The organism is Pseudomonas sp. MF06569, assembly GCF_059862735.1.
In genome coordinates this window covers 49,995-67,181 of the sequence record NZ_JCBCUZ010000013.1, presented here as the reverse complement: position 1 = coordinate 67,181, position 17,187 = coordinate 49,995, and the positions used below count along the sequence as shown (strand labels likewise).

The following is a 17,187-nucleotide window of genomic DNA, read 5'->3' as shown; positions in this document are numbered from 1 at the left end:
TTGATTACCAACTCGTAGATGCTAAAACGCCGCTCATTGAGCGGCGCTGTAGTTTACTGCAACGAATCAGTCGCGGACGTAAATGATTTCAGGACCATCATCGTCTTCAACGTCTTCTTCATCCCAGTCATCGTCGCCGATGTCGTGGACGCTCTTCACGCCGCTGCGGCGCAGGGCACGCTTGTCATCCAGCGCTTGCAACTGCGCACGCGCCTCATCTTCGATGCGCTGATCAAGCTCAGCCAACTCTTCCTTGTAGGCCGGGTCATTGGCCAGACGGTCAGCACGATCTTCCAGATAACGCATGATGTCGTGGCACAGCTTGTCGGTACCGATTTTGGCGATGGCCGAAATCACGTAAACCGGACCCGCCCACTCCAGACGATCGACCACTTCTTTAACACGCGCATCATGCTCGTCTTGCGGCAACGAATCGCACTTGTTCAAGACCAACCAACGATCACGCTCAGCCAGGGACGGACTGAACTTGGTCAGCTCGTTGACGATGACTTCTGCGGTATCAGCAGCGCTTTCACTGCCTTCAACCGGCGCCATGTCGACGAGGTGCAGCAACAGACGGGTACGCGCCAAGTGCTTGAGGAAGCGAATCCCCAGGCCCGCACCATCAGAAGCACCTTCGATCAAGCCGGGAATATCGGCAATCACAAAGCTCTTCCAGCGATCCACGCTGACTACACCCAGGTTTGGCACCAACGTGGTGAACGGATAATCCGCTACCTTTGGCTTGGCCGCAGACACCGAACGGATAAAGGTACTTTTACCGGCATTCGGCAAGCCCAGCAGACCAACGTCAGCCAGCACTTTCAGCTCCAGTTTCAGGTCACGCTGCTCACCCGGCTTACCCGGAGTGGTCTGGCGTGGAGCCCGGTTGGTACTGGATTTGAAACGGGTGTTGCCCAGACCGTGCCAACCACCATGAACCACCAGCAAACGCTGGCCGGCCTTGGTCAGGTCGCCGATGATTTCCTGAGTGCCCGCATCGATCACCGTGGTGCCGACCGGAACACGCAGCTCCAGATCTTCACCCTTGCGACCTGTGCAATCTGCACTGCCGCCGTTCGAGCCGCGTTGGGCATCGAAGTGACGGGTGTAGCGGTAATCAACCAGGGTGTTGAGGTTTTCGTCGGCGATCATGTAGATCGAGCCGCCGTCACCACCATCACCACCGTTCGGACCACCGTTTTCGATGAATTTCTCACGACGGAAGCTCATGCAACCGTTACCACCGTCGCCTGCTTTTACTTTGATCGATACTTCATCAACAAACTTCATAACAAAACACGCCTCTCGTCATCAGGACGAGCCGATAAAAACCAAGACATAAGACTCTTGCAAAAATGAGCGCAGCGACCTCAATCAACGACCGTAAAATCCAGCGCCAGCAGCCCATACAAACAGTTTTGCAAGAGACTCACCCCACAAACGAAAAAGCCCCGTCGCAAGACAGGGCTCTTCCAGCTACCAAGCTATTACGCCGCGACGACTGCAGTCTTCGGAACAATGCTTACATAGCGACGACCGAAGGCGCCTTTAACCTGGAACTTGATCACGCCTTCCACTTTCGCGAACAGGGTGTGATCTTTACCCATACCAACGCCGTAGCCAGCGTGGAATTGGGTGCCGCGCTGACGCACGATGATGTTGCCCGGAATGATAGCCTGGCCGCCATACATCTTCACGCCAAGGCGTTTGGCTTCTGAGTCGCGACCGTTACGGGTACTACCACCAGCTTTTTTGTGTGCCATGAGTCAATTCTCCTAGTGAGGAATTAGGCTGAAATTAAGCCTGAATACCGGTGATTTTGATCTCGGTGTACCACTGGCGGTGGCCCATACGCTTCATGTGGTGCTTACGACGACGGAACTTGATGATGCGGATTTTATCGTGACGACCTTGGGAGATCACTTCAGCAACAACAGTGGCGCCAGGAACAACTGGAGCGCCGATGTTCACGTCATCGCCATTGGCGACCAACAGAACGCGATCAAAAGTTACGGATTCGCCGGTAGCGATTTCCAGTTTTTCGATCTTCAGGTATTCACCTGGAGCTACTTTGTATTGCTTGCCACCAGTAACGATTACTGCGTACGACATGGTATTTCTCCGATAATCCTGCTCACCCAGCGCTTTATAGGTAAAGGTATTGGCTGGCATGGCTGCATGGGGCTGGAACGGCCCAAGTGCAATTGCGTAAGGCAGGTGCTGCCCAGGAAGTTCAGGGTGCGCGATTGTACGCAAGCCATGCCGGGGTTGCAAGGGGCCGTCTATCGCGCCTTGACAGGCCCAGCCCCCCGACCTAGCATGCCGCGCAACCCTTCTGGAGCACCTGTCGCTGATGCAACCCCAAGCTTTCTACCGCGCGGTGGCGGACGATTTTAGCGCCGTCGATGGCATCATCAAGAAGCAGCTGACTTCACGCGTACCGCTGGTCTCAAAAATCGGCGACTACATTACTTCAGCCGGCGGCAAACGCCTGCGTCCTTTATTAGTGCTGCTGTGCGGCAAGGCCCTTGGCCGCGAAGGCGACGATATGCGCCTGCTGGCCGCGACCATCGAGTTCCTGCACACCGCCACTCTGCTGCACGACGACGTGGTCGACATGTCGGGCATGCGCCGTGGTCGCAAAACAGCCAATGCAACGTGGGGCAACGCGCCCAGCGTTCTGGTTGGCGACTTCCTCTATTCGCGCTCCTTCGAAATGATGGTTGAGCTGGGCTCGATGCCAGTGATGAAAATCCTGTCGCAAGCCACCCGCATCATTGCCGAAGGCGAAGTGTTGCAGTTGTCCAAAGTGCGCGATGCCAGCACCACTGAAGAAACCTATATGGAAGTCATTCGCGGCAAAACCGCGATGCTCTTCGAGGCTTCGACCCACAGTGCCGCAGCACTGGCCGGTGCCACGCCAGAACAAAGCGAAGCGTTGCGAACCTTTGGCGATCACCTGGGCGTAGCCTTCCAGTTGGTGGATGACCTGCTCGACTACCGCGGCGACGCCGAAACCCTGGGCAAGAACGTCGGTGACGATCTGGCCGAAGGCAAGCCGACACTGCCATTGATCTACACCATGCGCGAAGGCACGCCCGAACAGGCAGCCCTGGTGCGCAAGGCCATCCAGAAAGGTGGCATTGAAGACCTGGAGAGCATTCGTGCCGCCGTTGAGGCCTCCGGCTCGCTGGAGTACACCGCTCAACTGGCTCGTGACTACGTAGCCCGCGCAATTGTTTGCCTTCAAGCCCTGCCGCCAAGCGAATACCGCGACGCACTGGTTGAGCTGAGCGAATTTGCAGTAGCGCGCACGCACTAACTGCCTGTGGGAGCGGGCTTGCTCGCGATGCAAGCGCCGCCACCGCGGCGCTCCAATCGCGGGCAGCCCGCTCCCACACGGTCAATCTGCCCCGCCATTCCCCGCCCCGCACTAAAACCCTATATAATGCGCGCCTTTTAGCCATCCTGACTCTTAAGGAGCTTTAGTGAGCACGTTGCCGCCCTGCCCAAAATGCAATTCCGAATACACCTACGAAGACGGCGCCCAGCTGATCTGCCCGGAATGCGCCCATGAGTGGTCTGCCAATGGCGTAGCGGAAGAAGCCAGCGATGAAAAAGTCTACAAGGACTCCGCAGGTACTGTACTGACCGACGGCGACACCATCACCGTCATCAAGGACCTGAAAATCAAGGGCACGTCCCTGGTGGTCAAAGTGGGCACCAAGGTCAAAAACATTCGCCTGTGCGATGGCGACCACGATATCGATTGCAAGATCGACGGTATCGGCCCCATGAAACTCAAATCCGAGTTCGTGCGTAAAGTCTGATCCTGTTGCTTTCCTTCCTGCGTTTAGCGCAGGAAGGTGCAATTTCCCTCGCAACACTCCCGCGCAACATCAAAAAGCCATCAACCTTGATCCGCAGCAGCTCTAACGCACAAAGACGATAAATCCGCCAATAGGCACTTGCTATTAATTGAATAAGAATTATTCTCATTGGTATTCATCAAGGAGATGACGACCATGACTTATTTAATTGATGCCTGGCTGGACCGTCCACATCCCTATCTGCGAATCCTGCATCGGGAAACCGGGGAAGTCTGTGCGGTACTGGAAGAAGAAGCGCTGAACGAACTGCAGGACCAGGGCGACCTGGATTTCAGCGGGCTCAACTCAAGCGAACCGGTAGTGCTCAAGGAGCTGGTGCGCAATTTGTTTCTATTTTGCTATGCCCGAGCATTGCGCCCTTGCGGCACGACTGACACTCATCAGCACAACGCCAAAATACACATATGACGTGGCCGGTGCAGCTGCGGGTTTGCCAGCAAACCCGCAGCCAACGTTAAAGCACCGGGTTCTTACAGAACGTCCAGCAGCTCAACGTCGAATACCAACACGCTGTGCGGAGCAATGCTGCCAACGCCTTGGGCGCCGTAAGCCAGTTCGCTCGGCACGTAGATGCGCCATTTGCTGCCGGCGTTCATCAGTTGCAGGGCTTCAGTCCAGCCGGCAATCACGCCGCCAACCGGAAACTCAGCTGGCTGACCACGATCGTAGGAGCTGTCAAACACAGTGCCGTCGATCAGGGTGCCGTGGTAGTGAACACGTACAGTGTCTTCACGGGATGGCTTGGCGCCTTCACCTGCAGTCACAACTTCAAATTGCAAGCCGGAAGCCAGGGTGGTGATGCCGTCTTTCTTGGCGTTTTCAGCCAGGAATGCCTTGCCTTCGCCTGCAGCAGCTTCTGCCTTGGCAGCCGCTTCAGCTTGCATGATCTCGCGGATCACTTTGAAGCTGGCCGACATTTCTTCCTGACCTACACGGCTTTCCTTGCCCGCGAAAGCGTCAGTCAGGCCAGCCAGGATTGCATCCAGGCTGATGCCCGGTGGCGGGTTGTCGCGCAGTTGGTCGCCCAGCTGACGGCCAATGCCATAGCTAACACGAGTTTCGTCGGTCGACAGATTTACTTCGGACATAACACTGCTCCGCTGTGGGGGTGCCCGGAAAATGCCACGTTAACCGCAGCCCCCGAACACCCGGAACCAAAAAAGGGCCAGCAGACTACCACAGCCCTCAAAGCCTTCGCAGCCCGGGTTCGTGTGCGCGCACAGGCTTGGGGTCAGTGTTTGGTCAATTTATCCAGATAGCCCATCGCAAAGGCCGATACCACAAAGGTCATGTGAATGATCACGTACCACATCAGGTACTCGGTCTCGATATTGCGCGCATCCATGAACACTCTCAGCAGGTGAATCGAGGAGATCGCCACGATCGACGCTGCCACTTTCATCTTCAGCGAGGTTGAGTCCATGGTGCCCAGCCAGCTGAGCTTCTCCTTGTGGTCGTCGATGTCCAGTTGCGAGACGAAGTTCTCGTATCCGGAAATCATCACCATCACCAACAGGCCGCCCACCAGTGCCATGTCGATCAGCGACAAAATGACCAGGATCAAATCCGACTCACTTAACGCAAACACGTTGGGGATTACGTGAAACACTTCCTGAAAGAACTTCAACGCCAAAGCCAACAGACCCAGCGAGAGCCCGAAGTAAATAGGCGCCAGAATCCAGCGCGAGGCGTACATTGCGTTTTCGATAAAGCGTTCCATTGAATCTCACAGGAATTAAAAAAATGGGCGCGAGTATATCAGTGAGAAAACCGCATAGTTAAAGGCTTCGAAACAGCCTGTAAAAACATTTTCTGCTAGTGTCCTCCTCTCAAGCATTGTTTACGGACAGGAAAACCGAACCATGGATCTGCGATTTCCCTTGGCCTGTTTTGGGTTTTCGATGGCTGTGCTCGCCATTGCCGGCTGCTCGCCTGACGACGAACACCAGCAGGCCACTCTGGAAGAACGCAGTGCTGCGTTTGAACAGAGCCTGGACACCATCAAGGATCAACAGCTCAAAGATGCAATCGCCGACCTGGGCGGTTCTTTGCTGTTGCTGGAGCGTGCGCGCCTCAAGCTTCAAGACAAACCCATCGAGACCGAATACGCCACGGACGACCTTGCACTGCTTAAGCACTACCCCAGCAGCCAGGCGTTAAGCGATACCTATATCAACGGTCTGTTTGTACTGCGCAAAAACTCCAGCTCCGATTACTTGACGGACCTGGAACCCGTCTTCCCGTTCCCGCTCAATAGCGCGTCCGAATTCCCGTTCCCCCACGCGCTGGAATGGCAGTCCGTGACCCTGAGCAACAAGCAGGTGGTGCCCTTTGCTCCCGAGTGGTCTGAAACCGACCCAGGCATCCAGCTAAGCCCCTCCAGCGCCAACCTGAGCAACCCGGACGACCTGACCGTCACTTACCCCTACATTGACGGGCTTGAGGTCGAGAACACTCGACAACCCCAACCCCTGATCCTGCATGGCAAAGTGGAAGTGATCGCGCCAGGCAAGGTGGTCAACTTCAACCTGAATGCCAAGGATGTGGGCAAAACCCGTACCGACGGCACAATCAGCGTGACCCTGCTGACGCTGGGTCAAAACTATGCCGAAGTGGATATCGTCAACAGCGCCCCGCTGGCAGAACAGGTACGAGATACCCCGCTCAACCCGCTGATCATCCAGGCCCGCGACCACTCCGGACAGTTTCTGTCACGCTCGGGTTCGATTAACGAAAACGCCGAACAACTGGCCTTTTATCAGCAGCAACTGGCCGAAATGCTCAAGCAAACCGCCTGGAGCGAGGCTTTTGAGCAGCAACTGGATAACGAGCAACAAGCCTTTGAGCAGAAGCACCCCCACCACTACAGCAAGGTGTACTTCAACGGCACGGTAGAGAGTGTCGATATCAACGTGCTCGATTTCTCCACGGCCAATGTCACCCGCAAATCCCTCGACCTGCCAGTGCTCAAGCTCGACAAAAACGTGGTGGGCAAAGAGATTCAGGCGCTCCCGATCAACGTTGTGGTGTATGACGACCAGGCCGCCAGCTACCTCAAGAACGCCACCCTTGACCCGGAGCAACTGGAAAAGAGCGTGGTGATCAGCCAGTCAGTGGACGATGCCAGCGCGGCAACCCTTGAGTTCAGCCACCCGGCCACCTTCAACGACGAAATGCTCGGGGCGCTCCCGCAAAAATCCGACGCACCCGTGACCTTCTTTGCCGAAGATGAAAATGGCAACCGCAGCGAGCCGCTCGAACTGCCCATCGAAGCCTTTGATGTGGACCCCAACGCGGGTGTCATCACCTACGACCTGAACCTGTTCCCCGAAACACCGGCCTATGCGATTGGCTCAATCCCGCTGTTTATCGCGGACATAGACAAGCAGGTACTGGATGTCGCCCACCTGCCCAAAGGCCTTGAGCTCAAAGGCAATACCCTGATCGTTGATCAAAAATTGTTCCCGGAAGAGGCCTGGCGCTTTTATGCAAAAGACGGCACGGGTAACTACCTGAAGGAAGTGGTAGCTGTCAGCCATAGCGCCGAGCCAGATGGCCCGCCAGTGTTCGACGTGCATTACTTTTATGGTCAGCCGACTCAACTTGAAAGCTATGCACGCACAGCCCTGAACCCTGTCGAATATGGGTTTGAAGTCAAACTCGACAAAGCTGCGCCAGCCAGCACCCCCCAATAAAACCGCCGTTTTAGTGGGACGCGCTGCAGCGCCCGCCATTGATCTGACGCAACTGGGCCTGCACATGCAGGCACCAGATCTGCGGATCGTCCGCGAGCCGATAACCGTGCAACGTCAGGCTTTCAACGATTGATTCAAGAATGGTTTCGGCCACGAAAGGCCCTGTGAACGGGCCTTGCGCCTTGATTGTAGAGGGCTGCTCACCTGCCAGACCTGCAGCAAAGAGAAGCGTCCACATCCCGTTATTGCCTGCCAGCGGTCGAATGCTGCATTCAATACGAGTCACCAGGCCCAAGCATTGGCGAGTAAGGCAAAGGTTGCGCGACATGGCGGCGACCCTCGATAGATCCTGTCTTCAGCCGCACACTACGGGCTGCATCGTCCGGTGACGACAGTGGAGTCCATGCCCTGAGAATAGAAGAAAAAGCGCATAAGAAAAGTCGCCAATGACCAACGGCTTATTCGATGGGTATCGGTGATTTGTGGGAGCGGGCTTGCTCGCGATCGGATCGCGAGCAAGCCCGCCCCCACACATGACATCTTTCAGGGGGTCAGGCCGGTTTCTTCGCTGCCAGGGCCTCAGCCAGCAACTCCTTCTCGGCCTCCTTGAGGTCGTCGTCGTTGATCATTTCAGCGATCACACGCAACCGCTCTACCACGCGCGCATTGACGCTGCCTTCAGGGAACTGGCCCTCTTCATCCGGCTCACCGGCAGGCTCACCCACCAACAGGCTCAACGCCTCATCGGCCTGACGCACCGCGTACACGTGGAACTTGCCATCACGCACCGCCTGCAGCACCTTCTCATCCAGCATCAGGGTCGCCACGTTGGCCTGCGGGATAATTGCCCCCTGCTCGCCTGTAAGCCCCCGCGCTTCACAGAGCCGGAAGAAGCCCTCGATCTTCTCGTTGACCCCGCCCACCGCCTGCACTTCACCAAACTGGTTGATGGAACCGGTGATGGCAAAACACTGTTTGAGTGGCGTTTTGGACAGCGCCGAAATCAACGTACAGGCCTCACCCAGCGAGGCACTGTCGCCATCGACATAACCGTAGGACTGTTCCAGCGCGATACTGGCTGAAATCGCCAGCGGGAATTCCTGTGCATAACGGCTGCCCAGGTACCCGGTCAAAATCATCACGCCCTTGGAGTGAATCGGCTGACCCAGGTTAACTTCACGCTCGATATCGACGATACCGCTGCCTCCCGGATACACCGTGGCGGATATCCGCGCAGGTACACCAAAGGCCGAGTCGCCGACTTCCAGCACGGTCAGGCCGTTGCACTTGCCCACGGCCGCGCCATCGGTGTCGATCAGAATGATCCCTGCCAGCATGTCATCAAGAATGCGCGCCGACACTCGACCGGTACGCGTGGCCTTGGCCTTCAGCGCACGCTCGATATGGCCGGCATCGGTCATCTCATCGCCCGCCAGGTGACGAATGAAATCCGCCTCGCTGACCAGCTGGAACAGATCACCGATACGCGCCGACAAACGCCCCTGATGCTCGGCCAGGCGTGCGCTGTAGGTCGCCAGACGCGCTACCGCATCGGCGGTCAGCGGCGCCATGCCTTCTTCTGAAGTCCGGGTGGTCAGCAACTGAGCGAACTGCTCAAGGCTTTCATCGACCATCGGAATGTCTTCGTCGAAGTCCACCAGCACCCGGAACATCTCCTGGAAGTCCGGATCAAGGTCCTGCAGCGTGTAATACAGCTGGCGGGCACCAATGATCACGACCTTGACCTGCAAGGGAATGACTTGCGGGTTGAGGGTGACGGTCGCCAGACGGCCCATCTCGCCCAGCGGAGACTCCATCTTCAACTTGCGCGATTGCAGGGCACGCTTCAGGGCATCCCACACAAAGGGCTCACTGAGCATTTTCTCGGCTTCAAGAATCAAAAACCCACCGTTGGCACGATGCAGCGCGCCCGGCCGCAACTGCCGGTACGTGGTGTAAAGCGCGCCCTGGTCGGTGCTGTACTCAATACGGCCGAACAGATTGTCATACGTGGGGTGCGGCTCAAACACTACCGGCGCACCACCGCTCAGCGGCTGGCCTACCACCAGGCTGGGCAGGTACTGCTCTTCGAGCAACTTGCGGGCCTGGGCGTCGGTCTTGCTGTCGTCGACCAATTGCTCGACCACGGTTTTCAGCAAGTACACCTGCATGGCTTGCAGATAACCGCAGACCGCACCATTTTCGGCGTACTTCTGCGATAACGGCGACAGCAACGGCTGCAACGCCAGGGTGATGGTTTCTTCGTTCAGTTGGCGCAGTTGATTGTTCGACTCGCGCTTCCATTGCGGCAGGCTGGCCAGTTCTTCGTTCAGCCGCTCTTCCAGTCCGGAAATATCCTCATGGAAGCGCTCTCGCTCAACCTCAGGCAATTGCGAAAACTCGGCCTCATCCAGGGCCTTGCCATCACTCATCGGCGTGAAGGCCACGTTGCTGCTGTCGCGATACAACGCAACGCCTTTTTCCAGCGCCAGCCGCTCGATCACATCCAGCGCACGGTCGTACCGCTGATTGAAGCCACGATCGATCGCGCTCTTGCGCTGTTGATACGTCGGGTGCTCAAACACCGCCGGAAAGGTCGCCAGCAGGTTGTCGATCAGGTGGTTGATATCGGCAATAAATGCACCCGCGCTGCTCGAAGGCAATTCCAGGGCACGTGGCTCACGGGGCTCGTCAAAATTATTGACGTACACCCAATCGCTCGGGGACTTCAGGCGCTTGCCCTCGGCCTTGAGGTAGCGTTTGACGAATGAGAAGCGGCCCGTACCCGGCTCGCCCATCACAAAAACGTTGTAACCCGGACGTGGCATGGCCACGCCAAACTGCAGGGCTTCGACCGCACGCTCCTGGCCGAGAATGCCGCGAAAAGGTTCTAAATCATTGGTATTCGAGAAGCTGAACTGTTCAGCAGAGAAAGGACGGGTTAGCGCATCAGGCGCTAGACGCAAGCTGGTGGCAACAGAATCAGGCATCGGGCTTCCTTACATCGGGCGGGGCAGATGGCAGCATTCTGGCGCTGGCTGTACATCACTGGCAAGGCGTACAACACGGTAAAGCTCACCCCATCGTGTTTACGGGCAAAAAATGTGCGCCAACAGAGATTGTTTTACAAAAAACCACGGAACCTGCCGATCGAGCCTAGACTCCAAGCTGTTACGCGGCTGGAAGGCATAACCGGCTCGTACTGGCGCTTCAGGGCCAGAAACCCTTGTCCATTGGTTGCACACATATAGAGAACAAAGCTTATGAAACGGATTCTTCTCGGTACTCTCTTTACAGTTGTTTCCCTCAATGCCATGGCGCAAGCCCCGGGCGGTCCGAACTGCGGTTGGGGCAACATGCTGTTTGAAGGTCAGCGCGGCACCCCTGCTCACTTCCTGGCATCCACCACCAACGGCACGTCCGGTAACGCAACCTTCGGCATGACCTCCGGCACCAACGGCTGTACGACCAAGGACGCCCTGACCTACGGCGGCAAATCGTGGATTGCCATGAATGGCATGATCAACGAACTGTCCGAAGACATGGCCAAAGGCAATGGCGAAGCACTGACCACCTACGCGGTGGTACTGGGCGTCGCCCCTGAAGATCGCGCGCATTTTGCCGCCGTCACCCACGAGCACTTCCAGCAAATCTTCAGCAAGGCCGATGTAACGGCTGAAGATGTTCACAACAACACCCTGGCTATCCTCAAAGGCGATGCCCGCCTGGCCAAATACGCCACTGCTGCGTAGTAAATGAGATCTGCCCGCTCCTCCGGGAGCGGGTATTCTCCTGCGTCACCCCTCTTCGTCTGACAACAGTTGCCGAACATGCTCAAACGCCTTGCCTATCTGGCGCTCTGTGCCTGCGCCCCGCTGTATGCCGCACCCCATATCGACGATCAACGTGTTCAGCAGTTGGCCAACGACCCGTTCTGGATCTCTCTGGGACACTATGAAGCCGGCAAGTTGAGCGGCTGGCGCAGCTATGTCAGCGACGACAAATTCTTTCTGGCCCCCGACGGCGCCCATCACCCGGACGCCGAACTGCGTGCCACCGTCCAGGCCTTGTATTCGCCCTTGAGCCTGGGGGACAAACACCCGCAGTGCGTGTACCCGGCCCGCACCCGATGGCTCAAGGCCCAGTTGAACCTGACCGACCTGCCCAAGGCCGAATGCGCAGAGTTCACGCAATGGTTCAAGGACGTTGCACCGCACAGCACGGTGATGATTTTCCCGGCGGCCTACCTGAACAGCCCGTCCTCGATGTTCGGCCACACCTTGTTGCGTATCGACCAGGCCGATGTGCAGAACAACAAGACCGCCCTGCTCAGCTACGCGATCAATTTCGGCGCCTACATTGAGGGTTCCGACAACAGCATTTTGTATGCATGGAAGGGGTTGGCCGGTGGCTATCCCGGCCTGTTCGCGCTGGTGCCCTACCAGGAAAAGCTCTCCGAGTACCGCAGCCTCGAAAACCGTGACCTGTGGGAATACCGACTCAATCTGACTCCTGAAGAAACCCAGCGCATGGTCGAGCATGTGTGGGAGCTCAAACAGATCCAGTTCGACTATTTCTTCTTTGACGAAAACTGCTCGTATCGCCTGCTGGAGTTGTTGCAAGTGGCACGTCCCGGCTTGCAACTGACCACCCAGTTCCCGCTGACCGCGATCCCCACCGACACCGTGAAAGCGGTCAAGGAAGCGGGCTTGGTTGAAAGTATCGAATACCGTCCTTCCCGGGAACGTGAACTGCTGGATCGCGCCAAAATCCTCGATCCTGAGGAACAGCAATGGGTGCTGCAGATCAGCGCCGATCAGGCCCAATTGCAAAAACCGACCTTCAAGGCGCTGCCAAAAGAACGCCAGGCGCTGATTATCGACGCCGCTTATCGTCTTGAACGCTACCGGGCAAACGGTCTCGAACGTGACCCGGCGCGCTCCCAGCGCAGCTTCGAACTGCTGCGCGCCATCAACCAGAATCCAGCTCCTGAACTGCAGGTCGAACAACCCGAGTTGCCCGAAAACGGCCACGAATCGCGCACCTGGCAACTGGGGGCCGGTAGCCGTGACGACAAGGCCTTTGCCGAGTACGGCCTGCGCATGGCTTACCACGACTTGAACGACAACGCGCCCGGCTTTCCGCTGGGCGCGCAGATTGAAATCCTGCAACTCAAGCTGCGCCAGTACGAAGGTAACAAGTGGCAAGTTCAGCAACTGGACCTGGCCAACATTCGCTCCCTGACCCCGCGTAACGACTTGCTGCAACCCTGGTCCTGGCAAGTGGGCGGCGGGCTGGAACGGGTGCTGGGCAAGCATGGCGACGAAAGCCTGGTCAGCCACGTCAATGGGGGCGCGGGCGGCACCTGGCAGTTGGGCGAAAACCTGCTGGGCTTTACCCTCGGCACCCTGCGCGTGGAGCACAACAACGATTTCGCCGCCTTTGTTTCACCGGCAGCGGGGTTTAACACAGGGCTTCTCTGGCGCAATCCGGTGGGTAACCTGAGTCTTGAAGCCAAAGGTGATTACTTCACCAACGGTGAAGTCCGCCGCAGCCTCAGCCTGAACCAGCAATGGGAAGTTTCGCGCAATCTGGGCCTGCGACTGAGTGCACAACGTGAGTTCAGTAAGTTGACCTCACCCGTCAACGAAGTGATGCTGGAGTTGAAGTGGTATCACTACTGAAAGGAGGTTTAAGACATGGCTGTTAACTACGATTCCCTTGAACAGGTGCGCGAGAAAATCGACGGGCTGGATCGCAAGATTGTCGGCTTGATCGCCGAACGGGGTGCCTGCGTATCGCAAGCGGCGCGGTTCAAAAAAGACAGCGATGCGGTCAGGGCGCCGCAACGGGTTGAGCAGGTGATTGCAAAAGTCCGGGCGCTGGCCTCAGAACTGGGCGCTAACCCGAACGTCACCGAAGCAGTTTACCGCGCCATGATTGCAGCCTTTATCGAGCAGGAACTGGCTGAGCACAAGGCGCTTGCCAACTAGATAGAGACCGTGTGGGAGCGGGCTTGCTCGCGATTGGATCGACGTGACGCAACAGATACACCGCGTCGCTTGCATCGCGAGCAAGCCCGCTCCCACAGAAGAACGGAACCGGCTTACACCACGCCCTGGGCCAGCATGGCGTCAGCGACTTTGACGAAGCCCGCAATGTTCGCGCCTTTGACGTAGTTGATCCGACCGTTTTCTTCGCCGTAGTGAACGCACGCATGGTGGATCGACTGCATGATGTTATGCAGTTTGCTGTCGACCTCTCCTGCCGTCCACAGCAGGCGCATGGCGTTTTGCGACATTTCCAGACCGCTCACCGCCACGCCGCCGGCATTGGATGCCTTGCCCGGTGCAAACAAGATACCGGCCTCGATAAACAGATCGACCGCTTCGAGGGTAGTCGGCATGTTCGCGCCTTCTGCCACGCACACACAGCCATTGCTCAACAGTGTACGGGCCGCATCAGCGTCCAGTTCGTTCTGAGTGGCGCATGGCAATGCGATGTCGCACGCCAGACTCCACGGATGCTGGCCCGCCAGAAACTCCAGACCAAACTGCCCGGCCAATTCGCTGATACGACCGCGCCTGACGTTTTTGAGGTCCATCAGCGCTTCCCACTGCTCCTCGCTCAAACCAGCTTCGCAGTACAACGTGCCTTCGGAGTCCGACAGCGAGATCACTTTGCCGCCCAGGTCCATGACTTTGCGCGCCGCATACTGCGCCACGTTACCGGAGCCAGAGATCGCTACGCGCTTGCCATCGATACGTTGGCCGCTGCGCTTGAGCATTTCCTGCGCGAAGTACACACAACCAAAGCCGGTGGCTTCAGGGCGGATCAGGCTGCCGCCGTAGCTCATGCCCTTGCCGGTCAGCACCGAAGTGAACTGGTTGCTCAGGCGCTTGTACTGGCCAAACATAAAGCCGATTTCACGGGCGCCTACACCGATATCGCCTGCCGGCACGTCAACGTCCGAACCAATGTGGCGGTACAGCTCGCTCATGAAGGCCTGACAGAAACGCATGACTTCAGCGTCGCTCTTGCCCTTGGGGTTGAAGTCAGAGCCGCCCTTGCCGCCGCCCATAGGCAACGAGGTCAGGGAGTTCTTGAAGGTTTGCTCGAACGCCAGGAACTTCAGAACGCCCAGGTTCACCGACGGATGGAACCGCAGACCACCCTTGTAAGGGCCAATGGCGCTGTTCATCTGGATACGGAAACCACGGTTAACCCGCACTTTGCCTTCATCATCAACCCAGGATACGCGGAACACGATCGCGCGCTCAGGTTCACAAATGCGCTCAAGAATGCCTGAAGTGAGGTAATGGGGATTGGCTTCAAGAAACGGCCACAAACTGCGCAGGACTTCTTCTACTGCCTGGTGGAATTCAGGCTGGTCCGGGTCACGTTTTTTCAGGCGGGCAAGGAACTGGTCGACGGATTCGATCATGGTTAATTCTCGGCAAATTTATTGTCGTTAAACAGAGATTGACCGGGACTTTATCAATTCATGTGGCACCGCGACAGCGCAAAATGTCGCAGTTCTGAATTTAAATGGTGCATTTATATAAATTAAACCGATTTCACGGGCTTTTGCGCACCAAAAAAAAGCTTCTTGTACCCACTTTTGCACCACTAAAAACCCACCTACTGTTCCCACAGGGACAGTATTGCTCTGCCAAAAAAAAACGGAGCCCCGAGGGGCTCCGTCTTTTCTTGCGAACCGGCCTTACTGGGCCAGTTTTTTGTGACGCACACGGTGCGGCTGAGTGGCCGCTTCGCCGAGGCGCTTTTTACGATCAGCTTCGTACTCGGTGTAGTTACCTTCAAAGAAGATAGCTTGCGAGTCGTCTTCGTACGCCAGGATGTGAGTCGCAACGCGATCAAGGAACCACCGATCGTGAGAGATCACAATGGCGGCGCCAGGGAAGTCCAGCAGAGCTTCTTCAAGCGAACGCAGCGTCTCAACGTCAAGGTCGTTGGACGGTTCGTCGAGCAGCAGCACGTTGGCGCCCTCTTTCAAGGTCAGGGCCAGGTGCAGGCGACCACGCTCACCACCGGACAGGTCCTTGACGAACTTCTGCTGATCGCCCCCTTTGAAGTTGAAACGACCTACATAGGTACGCGACGGGATTTCATAGTTACCGATGCGGATCACATCGGAACCGTCAGAAATCGCCTGGAATACAGTCTTGCTGCCGTCCAGATCGTCACGGCTCTGGTCCACGCACGCCAGTTGCACGGTTTCACCGACTTCGATGCTGCCTGAATCCGGCTGTTCCTTGCCCATCAGCATGCGGAACAAGGTCGACTTACCGGCACCGTTACCGCCGATCACGCCAACGATGGCGCCTTTAGGCATCGCGAACGACAGGTTGTCGATCAACACGCGATCGCCGTAACCCTTGGACACGTTCTTGAACTCGATAACCTTGTCACCCAGGCGCGGACCGGCCGGGATGTAGATTTCGTTGGTCTCGCTGCGCTTCTGGAATTCCTGCGATTGCAGTTCCTCGAAACGCTGCAGACGAGCCTTGGACTTCGACTGACGCGCCTTGGCACCTTTACGGACCCATTCCAGCTCGTCTTTCATGGCCTTTTCATGGGCCGACTGCTGCTTGGATTCGGCAGCCAGACGATCGGACTTGGCTTCAAGCCAACCCGAATAGTTGCCCTCGTAAGGAATGCCCGCGCCACGGTCAAGCTCAAGGATCCAGCCCGCCACGTTATCCAGGAAGTAACGGTCGTGCGTAATCGCAACCACGGTACCCGGGAAGTCGTGCAGGAAGTGCTCAAGCCAGGCTACCGAGTCGGCATCCAGGTGGTTGGTTGGTTCGTCGAGCAGCAGCATGTCCGGGGCCGACAGCAGCAAGCGGCACAAGGCCACACGGCGCTTCTCACCACCCGACAGGTGCTCAACCTTGGCATCCCAGGCTGGCAAACGCAGGGCGTCGGCAGCGACTTCCAGCTGGCGCTCCAGGTTGTGACCGTCGCTCGCTTGCAGGATCGACTCAAGCTTGGCCTGTTCAGCAGCCAGCTTGTCAAAATCGGCATCCGGGTCTGCGTATTCGGCGTAAACCTGATCCAGGCGCGCTTGAGCGTCCTTGATGACGCTCACGGCTTCTTCAACCACTTCGCGCACGGTCTTGCTCGGATCCAGCTGCGGTTCCTGGGGCAGGTAACCGATGTTCAGGTCGGGCATCGGACGGGCTTCGCCGTCGAACTCGGTATCGACACCCGCCATGATTTTCAACAGGGTGGATTTACCCGAACCGTTCAAGCCGAGTACGCCAATCTTGGCGCCTGGGAAAAACGACAGGGAGATGTTTTTCAGGATTTCCCGCTTCGGCGGAACAACTTTGCTCAGCCGATGCATGGTGAAAACGTATTGAGCCATGGAGAACCTAGGGTCAGAGACGAGTGAATAAGGTGCGAGCAATGCCCGGATCAGGCCATAGCAGAAAGTCAGGGACTGATCGAAATCAATGCCTGCTCGCAGAAAATGCATAAATGTAGACGCCCGAATCTACCTGAATGCGCTGAACAGGGCAAACCAGTGCAGACCAGAGGGCTGGCACTTTGCCACAACCCAAGGCATGCTAGGC

General features: G+C 57.1%; 16 protein-coding genes. 7 read left to right on the top strand and 9 right to left on the bottom strand.

Features of this window, described 5'->3' with window-relative positions; translation table 11 throughout:
- Nucleotides 1–66: 66 nt before the first annotated feature.
- The 3 genes from cgtA to rplU form a co-directional block, all read right to left on the bottom strand.
- Nucleotides 67–1,293, bottom strand: a complete 1,227-nt coding sequence (gene cgtA, locus AC19YQ_RS14045; protein ID WP_500595353.1) for an Obg family GTPase CgtA — start codon at nt 1,291–1,293, stop codon at nt 67–69.
- Nucleotides 1,294–1,490: 197 nt separating this feature from the next.
- On the bottom strand, nt 1,491–1,766 hold the full coding sequence (rpmA, locus tag AC19YQ_RS14040; protein ID WP_003443913.1) for a 50S ribosomal protein L27: 276 nt from the start codon (nt 1,764–1,766) through the stop codon (nt 1,491–1,493).
- A 34-nt stretch (nt 1,767–1,800) separates the two neighbouring features.
- Entirely contained in the window at nt 1,801–2,115 is a 315-nt protein-coding gene (rplU, locus tag AC19YQ_RS14035) for a 50S ribosomal protein L21 (RefSeq protein WP_003443915.1), read from the bottom strand.
- A 241-nt stretch (nt 2,116–2,356) separates the two neighbouring features.
- On the opposite strand from rplU, the gene AC19YQ_RS14030 reads away from it, so the two are divergent.
- The 3 genes from AC19YQ_RS14030 (at nt 2,357) to AC19YQ_RS14020 (ending at nt 4,301) form a co-directional block, all read left to right on the top strand.
- Nucleotides 2,357–3,325, top strand: coding sequence for a polyprenyl synthetase family protein (locus tag AC19YQ_RS14030; protein WP_133078596.1), 969 nt, complete (start codon nt 2,357–2,359; stop codon nt 3,323–3,325).
- A gap of 166 nt (nt 3,326–3,491) precedes the next feature.
- Nucleotides 3,492–3,833, top strand: a complete 342-nt coding sequence (locus AC19YQ_RS14025; protein WP_016779415.1) for a zinc ribbon domain-containing protein YjdM — start codon at nt 3,492–3,494, stop codon at nt 3,831–3,833.
- Between the two features lie 195 nt (nt 3,834–4,028).
- Nucleotides 4,029–4,301: a PA4570 family protein gene (locus tag AC19YQ_RS14020; RefSeq protein WP_500595352.1), complete on the top strand. Its 273-nt coding sequence runs from the start codon at nt 4,029–4,031 to the stop codon at nt 4,299–4,301.
- Nucleotides 4,302–4,363: 62 nt separating this feature from the next.
- Here the strand turns inward: AC19YQ_RS14020 and bamJ are convergent, their stop codons facing one another.
- Both bamJ and AC19YQ_RS14010 read right to left on the bottom strand, forming a co-directional pair.
- Nucleotides 4,364–4,981: a BamJ family beta-barrel-assembly machinery protein gene (gene bamJ, locus AC19YQ_RS14015; protein ID WP_019824026.1), complete on the bottom strand. Its 618-nt coding sequence runs from the start codon at nt 4,979–4,981 to the stop codon at nt 4,364–4,366.
- A gap of 143 nt (nt 4,982–5,124) precedes the next feature.
- A complete protein-coding gene (locus tag AC19YQ_RS14010) occupies nt 5,125–5,613 on the bottom strand; it encodes a TIGR00645 family protein (protein ID WP_019824027.1) in 489 nt (162 codons plus the stop codon).
- 142 nt (nt 5,614–5,755) lie between these two features.
- Here AC19YQ_RS14010 and AC19YQ_RS14005 point away from each other — a divergent pair, with 142 nt between their 5' ends.
- Entirely contained in the window at nt 5,756–7,588 is a 1,833-nt protein-coding gene (locus AC19YQ_RS14005) for a hypothetical protein (protein WP_500595351.1), read from the top strand.
- A 10-nt stretch (nt 7,589–7,598) separates the two neighbouring features.
- On the opposite strand, the gene AC19YQ_RS14000 is transcribed toward AC19YQ_RS14005, so the two are convergent.
- Complete coding sequence (locus AC19YQ_RS14000; protein ID WP_500595350.1) at nt 7,599–7,916, bottom strand: PA4575 family protein; 318 nt, start codon at nt 7,914–7,916, stop codon at nt 7,599–7,601.
- Between the two features lie 223 nt (nt 7,917–8,139).
- Nucleotides 8,140–10,578, bottom strand: coding sequence for a Lon protease family protein (locus AC19YQ_RS13995; protein WP_133078599.1), 2,439 nt, complete (start codon nt 10,576–10,578; stop codon nt 8,140–8,142).
- Between the two features lie 273 nt (nt 10,579–10,851).
- On the opposite strand from AC19YQ_RS13995, the gene AC19YQ_RS13990 reads away from it, so the two are divergent.
- From AC19YQ_RS13990 to AC19YQ_RS13980, 3 genes are all read left to right on the top strand, one after another.
- A complete protein-coding gene (locus AC19YQ_RS13990) occupies nt 10,852–11,340 on the top strand; it encodes a DUF3015 domain-containing protein (protein WP_019824032.1) in 489 nt (162 codons plus the stop codon).
- 78 nt (nt 11,341–11,418) lie between these two features.
- Nucleotides 11,419–13,272 carry an Lnb N-terminal periplasmic domain-containing protein gene (locus AC19YQ_RS13985; protein ID WP_500595349.1) on the top strand — a complete coding sequence of 618 codons (1,854 nt, stop codon included), beginning with the start codon at nt 11,419–11,421 and terminating at the stop codon, nt 13,270–13,272.
- A 15-nt stretch (nt 13,273–13,287) separates the two neighbouring features.
- A complete protein-coding gene (locus AC19YQ_RS13980) occupies nt 13,288–13,581 on the top strand; it encodes a chorismate mutase (RefSeq protein WP_500595348.1) in 294 nt (97 codons plus the stop codon).
- Nucleotides 13,582–13,694: 113 nt separating this feature from the next.
- Here AC19YQ_RS13980 and gdhA read toward each other — a convergent pair whose 3' ends face one another.
- Together gdhA and ettA are read right to left on the bottom strand one after the other, a co-directional pair.
- Complete coding sequence (gdhA, locus tag AC19YQ_RS13975) at nt 13,695–15,032, bottom strand: NADP-specific glutamate dehydrogenase (RefSeq protein WP_500595347.1); 1,338 nt, start codon at nt 15,030–15,032, stop codon at nt 13,695–13,697.
- Nucleotides 15,033–15,311: 279 nt separating this feature from the next.
- On the bottom strand, nt 15,312–16,979 hold the full coding sequence (ettA, locus tag AC19YQ_RS13970; RefSeq protein WP_133078604.1) for an energy-dependent translational throttle protein EttA: 1,668 nt from the start codon (nt 16,977–16,979) through the stop codon (nt 15,312–15,314).
- Between the last annotated feature and the right edge of the window lie 208 nt (nt 16,980–17,187).